Below are 12,957 nucleotides of genomic sequence, written 5' to 3'. Positions count from 1 at the left end.
GCCACATCATGAGACCCCTACGCAAGGCGCGCCTCGTCCTGCATCTGCTGCGCGGGATGGCGCTCGTCGCGCTGCTCTTCGAGCGCGTGACGCCCGAGCGCCGCCAGGACATCACGCGGCGCTGGACGTTGAAGATGCTGCAGCTCTGCGGGATGCGGCTCGTCGTGCACAACGACGCGGCGCGGCTCGATGCGCGCGCGCTCGTCGTCGGCAATCACGTTTCATGGCTCGACATCTACGTGATCAACGCGTGGCGGCCGACGCCGTTCGTGTCGAAGGCCGAGGTGCGCGCATGGCCCGTCGTCGGCTGGCTCGCCGAGCGCCTCGGGACAGTGTTCATCCAGCGCGAGAAGCGCAGCGAGGCGAAGCGGATCATGCACGAGCTGTCCGAGCGTCTCGGCAACGGCGAGCTGATGTGCGTGTTTCCGGAGGGCACGACGTCCGATGGCCTCGGGCTGCTGCCGTTCCATTCGAACCTGTTCCAGGCGGTGGTGTCGGCGGGCTGCTCAGTGCAGCCGATCTGCCTGATGTATGAGGACGCGCACGGCCGGCAGTCGGTCGCGCCCGCGTATGTCGGCGACCTGCCGCTCGGCAAGTCGCTCGATATGGTATTGGCGAACGGGCCGCTCACAGCGCACCTCTACGTAGGCGAGCCGATCGCCGCGACGGGCGACCGGCGCGAGATGGCCGCGCTCGCGCGCGCCGCGGTCGCCGACGCGCTCGCACGGATGCAGCGGGACGTCGAGCGTCCGCTCGACGCCGATCTCGCGCGGCTCGCGGCCGCCGCGTACCCGGCGCCCGCGGAGTCTGCCGGTGAACCCGAGGCCGCGGCCGAGCCCGAAGTCGGCGTCGACGCGATCCCGCGCCGCGAAGGATAGGCGCGTCGGCGCATCGGCCGGCCGACGCGCGTGCGCCCGCTGCCGTGCGCGGGCGGGCGCGCTGCCCGCGTGACCCGGCCCTGGACTATTCGTCCGCCGCTTCGCAGCGCTCGCACGCAACCTGCGTGACCTTGCGCGCGGCCGGGGCGTCGGCGAGTTGCACGGCCGACAGCCGGTTGCCCCACACGCATCCCGAATCCAGCGCGACCAGGTTCTCGCGCAGCATCAGCCCCAACGCGGCCCAATGGCCGAACACGACCGTCACGTCGGCGGTTTTTCGCCCGGGCGCGTCGAACCACGGCAGATAGCCGGGGGGCGCGGACGCCGGGCCGCCGTTCGCCCGAAATTCCATTGCGCCTTCCGGCGTGCAGAAGCGAATGCGCGTGAACGCGTTGAACGCGACCCGCAGCCGGTCCGTCTTCTTCAGATCCGGGCTCCAGCAATTGGGGTCGTTGCCGTACAGGCTGCGCAGCGTGTCGCGCCAGTTCGGCGCGCGCAGCGCGCGCTGCAACTCGTCGGCGAGCTCGAGCGCGAGCGTCGCGTCCCATTGCGGCAGCAGGCCCGCGTGCACCATCAACATGCCGCGCTCGAAGTGCGCGAACGGCCGGTGGCGCACCCATTCAATCAGATCGTCGGCGTCGGGCGCATCGAGGATCTCGCCGATCGTGTCGCCCGGCTTCAGCGTGCGAATCCCGGCCGCGACCGCAAGCAGGTGCAGATCGTGATTGCCGAGCACCGCGACCGCGCGCTCGCCGAGCGCGACGATCTCGCGCAGCGTCGCGAGCGACGCGGGGCCGCGGTTGACGAGGTCGCCCGCAAACCAGAGCGGGGTGTCGGCCGCAGGAGAGAGCTTGCCGAAGAGCTGCAGATACGCGGCGTGGCAGCCTTGGAGGTCGCCGAAAGCGATCGGCGGGCTGCTGGAGAAATTTGTCATTCCTTTGCATTCGTGACGAAACCGGGTTCACGGTATCACAAGAAACCACATCGATCCGAGTGGATCGGCGACGGAGAAAATTTAACCTTGCATCGATCTCTGCGGTAGAAACATTCTCGAAAATGGCAGATCGACAGCAAACTTATCGAGCTGTTTCAAGATGTTAGAGGGATGTTTTTTCACTTCCTTGCCCGTATAATTGCGGCCTTGTGGGGCAGTAGCCGTGCACTGCCGACTTGGGCGCATGGCTCGATCGAGCCACGCGGCCGCAACCGGCGGTGACATTCGAGCGACCAACGGCATTCTCCCGAACATGCCGGCCATGCTGCATCACGCCGGTTGTTTGACCGACTCCCAATTTCAGCAAAGGAATTCCATGATCTTGGTAACGGGCGGCGCCGGTTTCATCGGCGCCAACTTCGTGCTTGACTGGCTGGCTCAATCCGACGAGGCGGTGCTGAACGTCGACAAGCTGACATACGCGGGCAACCTCGGCACGTTGAAGTCGTTGCAGGGGAATCCGAAGCACGTGTTCGCGCGCGTCGACATCTGCGATCGCGCCGCAATCGACGCGCTGTTGGCGCAGCACAAGCCGCGCGCGATCCTGCACTTCGCCGCCGAAAGCCATGTCGACCGGTCGATTCACGGTCCGGCCGATTTCGTGCAGACGAACGTCGTCGGCACCTTCACGCTGCTCGAAGCCGCGCGCCAATACTGGAGCGCACTCGACGCCGACGCGAAGGCGGCGTTCCGCTTCCTGCACGTGTCGACGGACGAAGTGTTCGGCTCGCTGTCGCCGGCCGATCCGCAGTTCTCCGAAACCACGCCGTACGCGCCGAACAGCCCGTACTCGGCGACGAAGGCGGGCTCCGACCATCTCGTGCGCGCGTATCACCACACGTACGGGCTACCCACGCTCACGACGAACTGCTCGAACAACTACGGCCCGTATCAGTTCCCCGAGAAGCTGATTCCGCTGATGATCGCGAACGCGCTCGGCGGCAAGCCGCTGCCCGTCTACGGCGACGGCCAGAACGTGCGCGACTGGCTGTACGTCGGCGATCACTGCGGCGCGATTCGCGAGGTGCTCGCGCGCGGCGTGCCGGGCGAGACGTACAACGTCGGCGGCTGGAACGAGAAGAAGAACCTCGACGTCGTGCATACGCTGTGCGATCTGCTCGACGAGGCGCGGCCGAAGGCCGCCGGGTCGTACCGCGATCAGATCACATACGTGACCGATCGCCCCGGCCATGATCGCCGCTACGCGATCGACGCGCGCAAGCTCGAGCGCGAGCTGGGCTGGAAGCCGGCCGAGACGTTCGAGACCGGCTTGAGGAAGACCGTGCGCTGGTATCTCGACAGCCAGGAATGGGTCGACGAGGTGGTGTCGGGCGACTACCGCAAATGGGTCGAAACGAACTACGCGCAACGCGCGTAAAGGTTGAATCGATGGCGCGCAAGGGCATTATTCTCGCCGGCGGTTCCGGCACGCGGCTGTATCCGATCACGCACGCCGTGTCGAAGCAGTTGCTGCCGGTCTACGACAAGCCGATGATCTACTACCCGCTGTCGACGCTGATGGTGGCGGGCATCCGCGACGTGCTGATCATCTCGACGCCGCAGGACACGCCGCGCTTCGAGGCGATGCTGGGCGACGGCAGCCAGTGGGGAATGAACCTCCGCTACGCGGTGCAGCCGTCGCCGGACGGGCTCGCGCAGGCGTTCATCATCGGCCGGGAATTCGTCGGCCGCGATCCGTCGACGCTGATTCTCGGCGACAACATCTTCTACGGCCACGATCTCGCGAAGCAGCTCGAGCGGGCATCGGCGCAGGAAGCGGGCGCGACGGTGTTCGCTTATCACGTGCACGATCCGGAGCGCTACGGCGTCGTCGAGTTCGACCGCGACTTCCGCGCGCTGTCGATCGAGGAGAAGCCCGCGAAGCCGCGTTCGAATTACGCGGTGACGGGGCTGTACTTCTACGACAACCAGGTGTGCGACATCGCGGCGGACATCAAGCCGTCGGCGCGCGGCGAGCTGGAGATCACGGATGTGAATTCCCGCTATCTCACGGCGGGCGCGCTCGACGTCGAGATCATGGGCCGCGGCTACGCGTGGCTCGACACCGGCACGCACGATTCGCTGATCGAGGCGGCGACGTTCATCGCGACGCTGCAGAAGCGCCAGGGGCTCGTCGTCGCGTGCCCGGAGGAGATTGCGTACCGGCGGCAGTGGATCGACGCGGAGCAGGTGCTCAAGCTTGCGCAGCCGCTCGCGAAGAACGGCTACGGACAATATCTGAAACACATTCTCACGGATCAAGTTGCATGGCCATCCAAGTAACGCCGACGGCGCTGCCTGAAGTCAAGATCATCGAGCCGAAGGTGTTCGGCGACGCGCGGGGCTTCTTCTTCGAAAGTTTCAATGCGCGCGAGTTCGCCGAGCAGGTGGAGGCGGGCGTCGAGTTCGTCCAGGACAATCATTCGCGCTCGGCGAAGGGCGTGCTGCGCGGGCTGCACTATCAGATCCAGCATGCGCAGGGCAAGCTCGTGCGCGTGGTCGAAGGCGAAGTGTTCGATGTCGCGGTCGATATCCGCAAGAGCTCGCCGAACTTCGGCAAGTGGGTGGGCGTCGCGCTGTCGGCCGAAAATCACCGGCAGCTTTGGGTGCCGCCCGGCTTCGCGCACGGCTTCGTCGTGCTGTCGGAGTCCGCGCAGTTCCTCTACAAGACGACCGATTACTGGTATCCCGAATTCGAGCGGAGCATCGTGTGGAACGATCCGACGATCGGGATCGAATGGCCGATCGATTTCGAGCCGCTGCTTGCCGCGAAGGATGCGGCGGGCAAGCGTTTTGTCGACGCCGAACATTACGCATGAGGTGGGCATGACGGTACGCGAGCGGGTGATTCTGCTGACGGGAATCAACGGGCAGGTCGGTCACGAACTAGCTCGTAGTTTGCAAGGCCTGGGTCGGGTCGTCGCGTTTGATCGGTGCGAACTCGACTTGTCGGATCTGGACGCGACGCGTCGGGTCGTGAGGGACGTTGCACCTGACTGGATCGTGAATCCGGCGGCTTACACTGCGGTCGACAAGGCGGAAGCAGACGTGGCTGCGGCAATGCGCCTGAATGCAGAGGTCCCCGGCTTGTTGGCCGAGGAAGCGAAGCGTCTCGGTGCCGCGCTCGTCCATTACTCGACCGATTATGTATTCGATGGCACGAAAGTGGGTGCCTACGTCGAGGATGATTGCGTCAATCCGCAGAATGTTTACGGCAAGGGCAAACTGGCCGGCGAGCAGGCCGTCGTGGCTTCCGGCTGTCATCACTTGATTTTCCGCACAAGCTGGGTGTATGGAACCCGAGGTCGGAATTTTCTGCTCACGATGCTGCGACTCGGGGCGGAGCGCGAGGAGTTGAGCGTCGTGGCCGACCAGTTTGGCGCGCCGACATGGTCGCGCACGATCGCGGAGTTGACCGCACATGTGCTCGCACAATCGGTAGTAACAGGTGCTCAGCAAGTCGATTGGTGGGGAGAACGTTCCGGCGTATATCACCTTACGGCGGGAGGCGTGACGTCCTGGCATGCGTTTGCCGAGGCGATCTTCGCATTTTCCGATTTGATGAATAAGCCGGTTGTGCGTGCGATTCTGTCGTCGTCCTACCCAACGCCGGCGGTGCGGCCGCTCAATTCCCAGCTTTCGAATCAAAGACTGGCCGAGACTTTTGGCGTGTCTGCACCAGATTGGCGCGACGCGCTGCGACTATGCCTGGGAACGGATTGAGCGACGCTGTCGGTGATTGTCCGCGTACTGGCGCGGTGATCGTTTTTTTTCATCCCGACGAAGTATGCATTGCGAGGGCCAATCGTCTTGCTAACGCGATGCATTGTGTGGTCGTCGACAATACGCCCGTCGCCCGGGAGCGCGATGCAATTGGCTTGTCCGAGTCGATCGAGTACGTGGCGAACGGCGAGAATCTGGGCATTGCAGCCGCGCTGAACCGAGGTGTCGACGCACTGATTCGCGGCGGCTTCGAGATAGCCATTCTTTTCGACCAGGACAGCGATCCGCCGATGAACCTGCTCTCGGAGTTGCCGCGCGTCTTGCTGGACACGAATGCCACGGGTCTGCAGGTGGCGCTTGCCGGTCCGGCTTACGAGGATCGCCGGTTGCGCGGCGTCGCGCCGTTCGTTCGCTTCGGGTGGGGCAAGCTCAAGCGTATTCCGCCCGTCGGCGACGTGCCCATTGATGTCGACTTTCTCATCACGTCGGGCTCTTGCATCAATCTTGCTTGCTGGTCGGACATTGGCGTGATGGACGAAGCACTATTCATTGATTTCGTCGATCTCGAATGGTGCGTGCGAGCCAAGCAAAAGGGGTATCGGGTCGTCGGAGTGCCATGGCTTCGGATGACTCATGAACTCGGCGGTGAGCCGGTTCGCGTGCTGGGCCGCGCCTATCCGATGCACGGACCGTTGCGGCACTATTACCAGTTCCGCAACGTGGTCGCATTAGTCAAGCGGGCGTCGATGCCGATGACGTGGAAGACGACGGAACTCGTCAAGTTGCCGGTCCGTCTGCTGGTTTACTGCTTTTTTCCCACCGACCGGAAAGCACACCTGAAGATGGCATGGCGCGGCATTGTTGACGGTTGGCGCGGCCGACTCGGAGCGTACCGCGTCCATTGATTTTCTCGAGAATCGACTGACCGACGCAGTTCAGTCGAACATGCGCACGCGCGGCGGATCGGCGAGCGTGAAGGGTAAAACGTCAGTGCCTAGCGACAGATTCGGGTTGTAGGCAGGATCGCGTTCGAGCGCGGCCCCCCAGCGTTGCTCCATCCAGTCGACTTCCCTTGCAAAGCGTGCGTACTTCTCCGGCGCCATGTCAGAGCCGCGCGTCGCCGATTCGTGGTGATAGAGCTCGGCGTAAGGCGTCCACACGTTTGCGTAACCTGCTTCGCGAACCCGCAAGCAGAAGTCGACATCATTAAATGCGACGGCGAGTTCCTCGTTCATCCCGCCGACTTCGTCGAATACAGACTTTCGAATCACGAGGCAGGCGGCGGTGACCGCAGACAGATTCTGCATCGTCACTGCACGATTGAAATATCCGAGATGCCCACGCCTCAACATGTGATGCATATGACCAGCGATGCCGCCGAGGCCGAGCAGAACACCGCCGTGCTGGAGCACGTCGTTCGGATACCAGAGCGCAGCGCCGACCGCGCCGTTGCCAGGCTGTGACGCGAGGCCCACCATCTCATCAAGCCAATCGGGCGAGATAACCTCGGTATCGTTGTTCAGCAAGCAGAGATAGGCACCGGTCGACACGGCCGCCGCGCGATTGTTCAACGCGGAGAAGTTGAATGGTGAATCGTCGCGCAGAATCCGGACGTTCGGCCGCTGTCCGATTTCGGCGAAGTACGCGAGCGTTTCGTTTTCGAAACTGCCGTTATCGACAACAATGATTTCATAGTTGGGGTAGAGCGTTTTTTGCAGGACGCTGTCAATGCACTGCCGCACGAGGGCGACGCCATCCCGAGTCGGAATGACGATCGAAACTCGTGGCGCTGGGCTTGGAATCGTATAGCGAATACGCAGGATGCCGAGCGAATCGAATGGCTGTTCGACCGTGGCCGCAATGCCGGTCCGCTTCAGATGCTCGTCGACGGCGCGAAGCGCCGCTTGCGCTGCGTAGGGTTTTGCGTCACGGGTCCCGGCGGTACTGCTCGGCGTGATCCGCCAGTGATAGAGCACATGCGGAATATGGACCACCTTGGCGTGCCCGGCGATTTCGACACATCGCCACGCCAGGTCGTAATCCTGGCTGCCCTCGAAGCCCGGGCGAAAGCCGCCTGCGGCTTTGACCAGCGCCGTCTCAATGACGCCGAGGTGAGAGAACATGTTCTGCGTCGCAAACATCGCCGGATTCCAATCGCTCTTGAAGTACGGCATCGTCCGCTTGCCGTCCTCGGTGAGCTTATCCTCGTCGCTATAGAACATGCGTGCGTCGGGGTGGCGATTCATGTATTGGGCGACGACGAACAGCGCATGGGCGGGCAGGATGTCATCGTGATCGAGCAGCGCAATGTACTCGCCTGTCGCAAGCGTCAGCGCACTGTTGCTGGCTTCAGAGATATGGCCGTTCGTTTCGCGGAACACGGCCTTGATTCGCACATCTTCGGCTTGGTGCTGGCGGATGATCCGACCAGGCGCGTCACTTGTCGACGCGTCGTCGGCAAGGCAAAGTTCCCAGTGCGGATAGATTTGTGTGCGCACCGACCGGATCATCGCGTCCAGCAGCGACGGGTCGCTGTTGTATGTCGGCACGACGATCGAAATCACCGGTTTGCGCTTGAAGGCCTGCATCAGCGTCTGTGCTTCCAGGCGCTGCGCATCACCGAGCGTGTCGTATTTGTCGATCCATGCGTGATAGACAGCTTCGGACGGCGGGGCGTCAGCAAATCCCATGCCGCCGCGCAAACGTCGAAGGCGAGCGAAAAAGCCATCAAGGCCTTCGCGGCGAAGCGCTTTGCCGTAGTACATGAACGCGCCCACATAATTGCCCTGAACGTTTGCTTGCCGCTGAATTGTCTCGCTGACGATGCGCACGATTCGCGCGACGGCCGCGATTTGCCTCAATGGTGCTGTGATGCGCCAGGATACGGATTGGCGCAGCGCAGCCAATTCGCGTTCCAATTGCTCGCGTTTGCTTTCTGCCGACAGATGGCGCACGAGGTCCGCGCGAAGGGTGACGAGTTCGTGCTCGAGTTCGGCGATGCGTTGAATTGCATTGCTTCGTTCAGGCTCGTGCTCAGCGCCCGCACGCGTATCGCTATGAGTTGGCGCGGTGGCCTGGAGATTGGAAGGTTGGCCGGATGTCATGTATGTTGGGCTGCATACGCAAGTCGAGTTGGACGGAGCGCTTCGCGGCCGCGCCGCTCAAATTTCCCCAGCGGACTCACGAACGTAGAGATCGATGCGGCTCATCGGTACGCCGATGAGGCCGGTCGCCACGCGGGACGCTTCGGACTTCACGATCAAAGCGTCGTGAATGCAATCGGCGACCTCGATTGGCCCGTTTTTGCAGGTCGTGCAGAAAACGGAGAATGCGTATTCGCCAGGAGGCAGAATCGGCATGTCGAACCGAAACTCGGCCATGATCGCGGGGCTCGCGTGTGCGCCAGCCTCGTCCGCAACCTGTGCGAACGAAGTGTCGTCGCCGAAAAGCGGTTCGCCGAGCCTATCCTTGACAAAAAACGCAATGGTGGGCGTTGAGCCGCAGTTGGGGCGTCGTACGAGGATACGAAGCACGACGTGCTCGCTGCCCATTACCCACGTGATAGGCGAGCCGTTTTCGTTGGTCAGGTGTGCCGATTCGATAAGCTCGCGAGTGCGGTGGATGGGAAGCGTATGCGGATCGATGCACATCCCTGTGTTTTGCGGGACAGGGACTGTTTGGCGCAACGGAAAAAGCAGCCGTTGATCCGCCGTCGCGATGTCCGAGACGCGCTCGGCCTGATCAACCGACGCCTTCGCGCTCACTTTCTCGTCATGCTGCCATGTGACGCCTTCGCCTTGCTGCTGCTTGTAGAACGCCTCGAAGTAGTGAGTGCATACTGCCTTGGCGCTACCCGATTCAAGTATCTGACCGCGATCGAGCCAAATGACGCGGTCGCACAACCCGCGGATCGCGGACGCGTCGTGACTCACGAAGAGTACCGTTCCGGTTTGCTGGAAACGCCGCAGAAAGCGCATGCACTTCTGGGTGAAGAAGGCATCGCCGACCGCCAACGCTTCGTCGACGACGAGAATGTCGGCATCGACGTGCGCTATCACCGCGAACGCGAGGCGCACGAACATGCCGCTCGAATAAATCTTGACCGGTTGATCGATGAAGTGTCCGATGTCGGCGAACGCGATGATGTCTTCGACGCGGGCGTCGATCTGCTCACGCGTTAACCCGTGAAGCTGGCCGTTGATGTAGATATTCTCGCGGCCAGTATATTCGGCGTCGAAGCCGGAGCCGAGTTCCAGCAACGCGGCAATGCGGCCATTCGTGCGCACGTCGCCTGTCGTTGGCGCGAGCGTTCCGCACACGATCTGTAGCAGAGTACTCTTGCCGGAGCCGTTGCGTCCGATGATCCCAACCGTTTCGCCACGGGCGATCTCGAAGTCGACGTCCTTGAGTGCCCAGAACATGCGAACGCAAGATCGTGCGTGCTTGAGCAGCCTGCGCCTTAGCGTGGCTAGCGGCGCGATGCCGCCTAGCAATCCGTAGACGCTTCGCTTCAGGCGATCGGCCGGCTTGCTGTACGACTCGAAACCCTTGCTCAGCGAAGTAGCGCGGATTACGACTTCAGATGACATCTGCAAAGCCCCTGCGGGTTTTTTGGAACCAGGCAAATCCGATCCAGGCGATGATTGCCGCCATCACCGAATAAGAAATCCAGTGATTCCAGTCGATCATGCGGCCCCAGACGAGCACATCGCGACTTTGCTCGATCGGGAACGTCATGGGATTAAAATAGACGAATCCTCGAAACCGCTCCGGCAGAGAGGAAACCGGAAAGAAAACCGGTGACAGGAACATCAGCGCCGTGATGGCGATGCCGACCGTTTGGCCGATGTCGCGCAAATAGACCCCCGTCGCGGCAAGCATCCAGCTCACGCCCATGATGAAGACGCAAAGGGGGGCGAGGACGATTGGAAACAGCAAGGCGGTTGTGGGTACGGTGCCAACGATGAACCATTCGGCAACGAGGAGAATGAGCACGCTGACGCAGAGGTGGAACAAAGCTGACAGTAGAGTCACACATGGCAGGACTTCGAGCGGAAACACGATCTTCTTGACGAAGTTCGTATTCGACAGAATCTGCGACGGCGCACGGTTGATGCATTCCGAGAACAGGTTGAACATGATCATGCCGGCGAATAGTACGACTGCGAACTCGCCTTTCGATGCGCTGTGCGCGGAATCGCTCCAGCGCGACTTGAAGACCTCGCTGAACACGAATGTATAGACGCTTAGCATCATGATCGGCGTGAGCAACGACCAGAGTATGCCGAGGAACGATCCTTTGTAGCGTCCGACGGCGTCGCGCCGTGCAAGATCGAGCATCAGACGCCGGTTCTTCACCAGCGATGCGGCGAGGTATCGCGGCGAAACGCTAAAGCTTTGCATAGATTCGATTGGCTATCTCAGCGGAAATGACAAAGGATGTCTGGCATTTAAACGATCGGCGCGACGGCTGGTCGCAACTTCGCGGGCATGGAGCAAGGGCGCCGGCATCTGTGTTGACTATCTCGAGGCGGCGTTGCGGGGCAAGGGCTCACTCGGCACGCGCAATTATCTCACACTGGATTTGCAGTTGATCGGGCGGGGCTTCGGCACCGTTTGTGTCGAAGTGTAAATGCTGAAATCGGTTGCGCATGCCGGAGGGGCCGGATTGTGCACCGACGTGGCAATGTCACAGTCGCAATAGCCCGTGGGATTTGGATGCCCGGCGCGTAGCCGCGAGCAGCGAACGAGGCCTACGCAGAATTTCTCATATTGTGAAATGGAGAAACGAGGTAGAATCACGGCCTATTTGCCATCGGCGTCGTTTCCCACGGCCGAAGCGTCACCTTTCGCGGGCGAGCATGTCGCACTCGGTTCGCCTTGCGACTCGCGAAGCCGCCTCGGGACCAACAGTTTACATGCCTGAAAACATAGCAATCGAAGCTATCCAGATCAGCAAGGGGTTCGCGTCATACGAACGGCCTGCCGATCGGCTGAAAAGAAGTGTGCTTGGAGCCGCAGCCAGGTTCGCGCCGAATGCGGCCGCGCGCAGTGCGGCACATCGCCGTGCGGACACGCTTTCAAACATGTTCTGGGCACTGCGCGACGTGAGCTTTTTCGTGGCCGCAGGCGAGACGGTCGGCATCATCGGTCGCAATGGCTCGGGCAAGAGCACGCTTTTGCAGATCGTGTGCGGGACGCTGGCGCCGACGGCAGGGGACATCGTGGTTCGCGGAAAGGTGGCTGCGCTCCTCGAACTCGGCTCCGGCTTCGACGTCGAATACACGGGCCGCGAGAACATCTATCTGAACGCGCAGTTGTACGGGCTGTCGCGTCAGCAGATCGACGAGCGCTACGATTCGATCGTGGCGTTCGCCGACATTGGCGACTTCATCGATCAACCGGTCAAGACCTATTCGAGTGGCATGTTCGTGCGCCTGGCGTTCGCAGTGATTGCACACGTCGATGCGGACATCCTGATCATCGACGAGGCGCTTGCCGTGGGCGACGCCTTCTTCAATCAGAAGTGTTACCGGTTTCTTCATGTCTTCAAGAAGCACGGAACCATTCTGTTCGTCAGCCATGATACGTCGACGATCAAGAAACTGTGCTCGAAGGTAATCTGGATCGATAGCGGGCGAATCGTTGCCGAGGGCGACCCTGCAGAAGTCTGTACTGCGTACTTGGAGGCGCGATATGGGGCGTCGAGTGCGCGGACTGCCAGCGGCACGCAGCGTGTCGAGCCGAAGCAGGTGCCCGCTGCGCACGACCAGCGTCGAGACATCATTAATGCATCGCCGCTGCGCAATGACATTCAGGTGCTGCCGTTCGATCACCATGCACGGGCGTTCGGCTCCGGTGGCGCGCAGATTGTCGACGTCTCGTTCGTCGATGGCGAGAAGCGGCGGCTCGAGTGGATCGTCGGTGGCGAGGCCGTGACGTTGCGCGTCGCCATCAAGGTGGACGATGCACTCGTGTCGCCCATCGTTGGCTTCTTTCTGAAGAATGAGCGGGGGCAGGAACTGATCGGAGATAATACCTACGCGAGTTACGCAGACAGGCCGGTTCGCTGTGACGGGGACACTACGCTTTGCGCGGAGTTTTCGTTCTTGATGCCCGTCTTGCCCGTAGGGCGTTTCTCGATCAATGTGGCCGTGGCGGAAGGCACGCAATACGATCACATCCAACTCCATTGGATTCATGATGCGCTGCCGCTCGACGTGCATACGTCGAGGGTCAGACACGCGCTCGTTGGTGTGCCGATGGCGCACGTCGAAGTTTCGCCGGCATCGTAGTGACGGGCGGATTCGATCGCGTCGCGTGATTGTCGCCGCTACCAGCGGAGGACCGCGGAGCAAATAA

11 protein-coding genes are annotated in these 12,957 nt (G+C 61.8%); 7 read left to right on the top strand and 4 right to left on the bottom strand.

Annotated elements, in window-relative coordinates; all coding sequences use genetic code 11:
- Window positions 1-8: 8 nt before the first annotated feature.
- Complete coding sequence (locus tag WS92_RS24780; protein WP_006025500.1) at window positions 9-878, top strand: lysophospholipid acyltransferase family protein; 870 nt, start codon at window positions 9-11, stop codon at window positions 876-878.
- An 85-nt stretch (window positions 879-963) separates the two neighbouring features.
- Here the strand turns inward: WS92_RS24780 and WS92_RS24775 are convergent, their stop codons facing one another.
- The gene (locus WS92_RS24775; protein ID WP_006025501.1) at window positions 964-1,812 is read right to left on the bottom strand and encodes a symmetrical bis(5'-nucleosyl)-tetraphosphatase; all 849 of its coding nucleotides are present in this window, start codon (window positions 1,810-1,812) and stop codon (window positions 964-966) included.
- Window positions 1,813-2,188: 376 nt separating this feature from the next.
- On the opposite strand from WS92_RS24775, the gene rfbB reads away from it, so the two are divergent.
- Genes rfbB through WS92_RS24750 form a run of 5 tightly spaced genes read left to right on the top strand, consistent with a single transcriptional unit; the run spans window position 2,189 to window position 6,500 of the window.
- Window positions 2,189-3,250, top strand: coding sequence for a dTDP-glucose 4,6-dehydratase (gene rfbB, locus WS92_RS24770; protein ID WP_059931316.1), 1,062 nt, complete (start codon window positions 2,189-2,191; stop codon window positions 3,248-3,250).
- Window positions 3,251-3,261: 11 nt separating this feature from the next.
- The gene (rfbA, locus tag WS92_RS24765) at window positions 3,262-4,155 is read left to right on the top strand and encodes a glucose-1-phosphate thymidylyltransferase RfbA (RefSeq protein WP_006025503.1); all 894 of its coding nucleotides are present in this window, start codon (window positions 3,262-3,264) and stop codon (window positions 4,153-4,155) included.
- Window positions 4,140-4,691: a dTDP-4-dehydrorhamnose 3,5-epimerase gene (gene rfbC / locus WS92_RS24760; protein ID WP_059931318.1), complete on the top strand. Its 552-nt coding sequence runs from the start codon at window positions 4,140-4,142 to the stop codon at window positions 4,689-4,691. Before rfbA ends, rfbC begins: the two co-directional genes overlap by 16 nt.
- A gap of 7 nt (window positions 4,692-4,698) precedes the next feature.
- Window positions 4,699-5,595 carry a dTDP-4-dehydrorhamnose reductase gene (gene rfbD / locus WS92_RS24755; RefSeq protein ID WP_059931388.1) on the top strand — a complete coding sequence of 299 codons (897 nt, stop codon included), beginning with the start codon at window positions 4,699-4,701 and terminating at the stop codon, window positions 5,593-5,595.
- Window positions 5,592-6,500 carry a glycosyltransferase family 2 protein gene (locus WS92_RS24750; RefSeq protein ID WP_231755914.1) on the top strand — a complete coding sequence of 303 codons (909 nt, stop codon included), beginning with the start codon at window positions 5,592-5,594 and terminating at the stop codon, window positions 6,498-6,500. Before rfbD ends, WS92_RS24750 begins: the two co-directional genes overlap by 4 nt.
- A 30-nt stretch (window positions 6,501-6,530) precedes the next feature.
- On the opposite strand, the gene WS92_RS24745 is transcribed toward WS92_RS24750, so the two are convergent.
- The 3 genes from WS92_RS24745 to WS92_RS24735 all read right to left on the bottom strand — a co-directional run bounded on the left by WS92_RS24745 (window position 6,531) and on the right by WS92_RS24735 (window position 10,998).
- Window positions 6,531-8,456 carry a glycosyltransferase family 2 protein gene (locus WS92_RS24745; RefSeq protein WP_006025507.1) on the bottom strand — a complete coding sequence of 642 codons (1,926 nt, stop codon included), beginning with the start codon at window positions 8,454-8,456 and terminating at the stop codon, window positions 6,531-6,533.
- A gap of 300 nt (window positions 8,457-8,756) precedes the next feature.
- Window positions 8,757-10,016 (bottom strand): ATP-binding cassette domain-containing protein, encoded by a 1,260-nt coding sequence (locus tag WS92_RS24740; RefSeq protein ID WP_009913380.1) that lies wholly within the window; start codon window positions 10,014-10,016, stop codon window positions 8,757-8,759.
- 157 nt (window positions 10,017-10,173) lie between these two features.
- Complete coding sequence (locus WS92_RS24735) at window positions 10,174-10,998, bottom strand: ABC transporter permease (protein WP_006025509.1); 825 nt, start codon at window positions 10,996-10,998, stop codon at window positions 10,174-10,176.
- A gap of 515 nt (window positions 10,999-11,513) precedes the next feature.
- Between WS92_RS24735 and WS92_RS24730 the strand changes: the two genes are divergently transcribed.
- The gene (locus WS92_RS24730; RefSeq protein ID WP_059931321.1) at window positions 11,514-12,890 is read left to right on the top strand and encodes an ABC transporter ATP-binding protein; all 1,377 of its coding nucleotides are present in this window, start codon (window positions 11,514-11,516) and stop codon (window positions 12,888-12,890) included.
- The last annotated feature ends 67 nt before the right edge of the window (window positions 12,891-12,957 follow it).

Source organism: Burkholderia sp. MSMB1588, assembly GCF_001546925.1.
Lineage (GTDB): Bacteria > Pseudomonadota > Gammaproteobacteria > Burkholderiales > Burkholderiaceae > Burkholderia > Burkholderia humptydooensis.
Note: the sequence above shows the minus strand (reverse complement) of the source record. Positions and strands in the feature narration are given on the sequence as shown.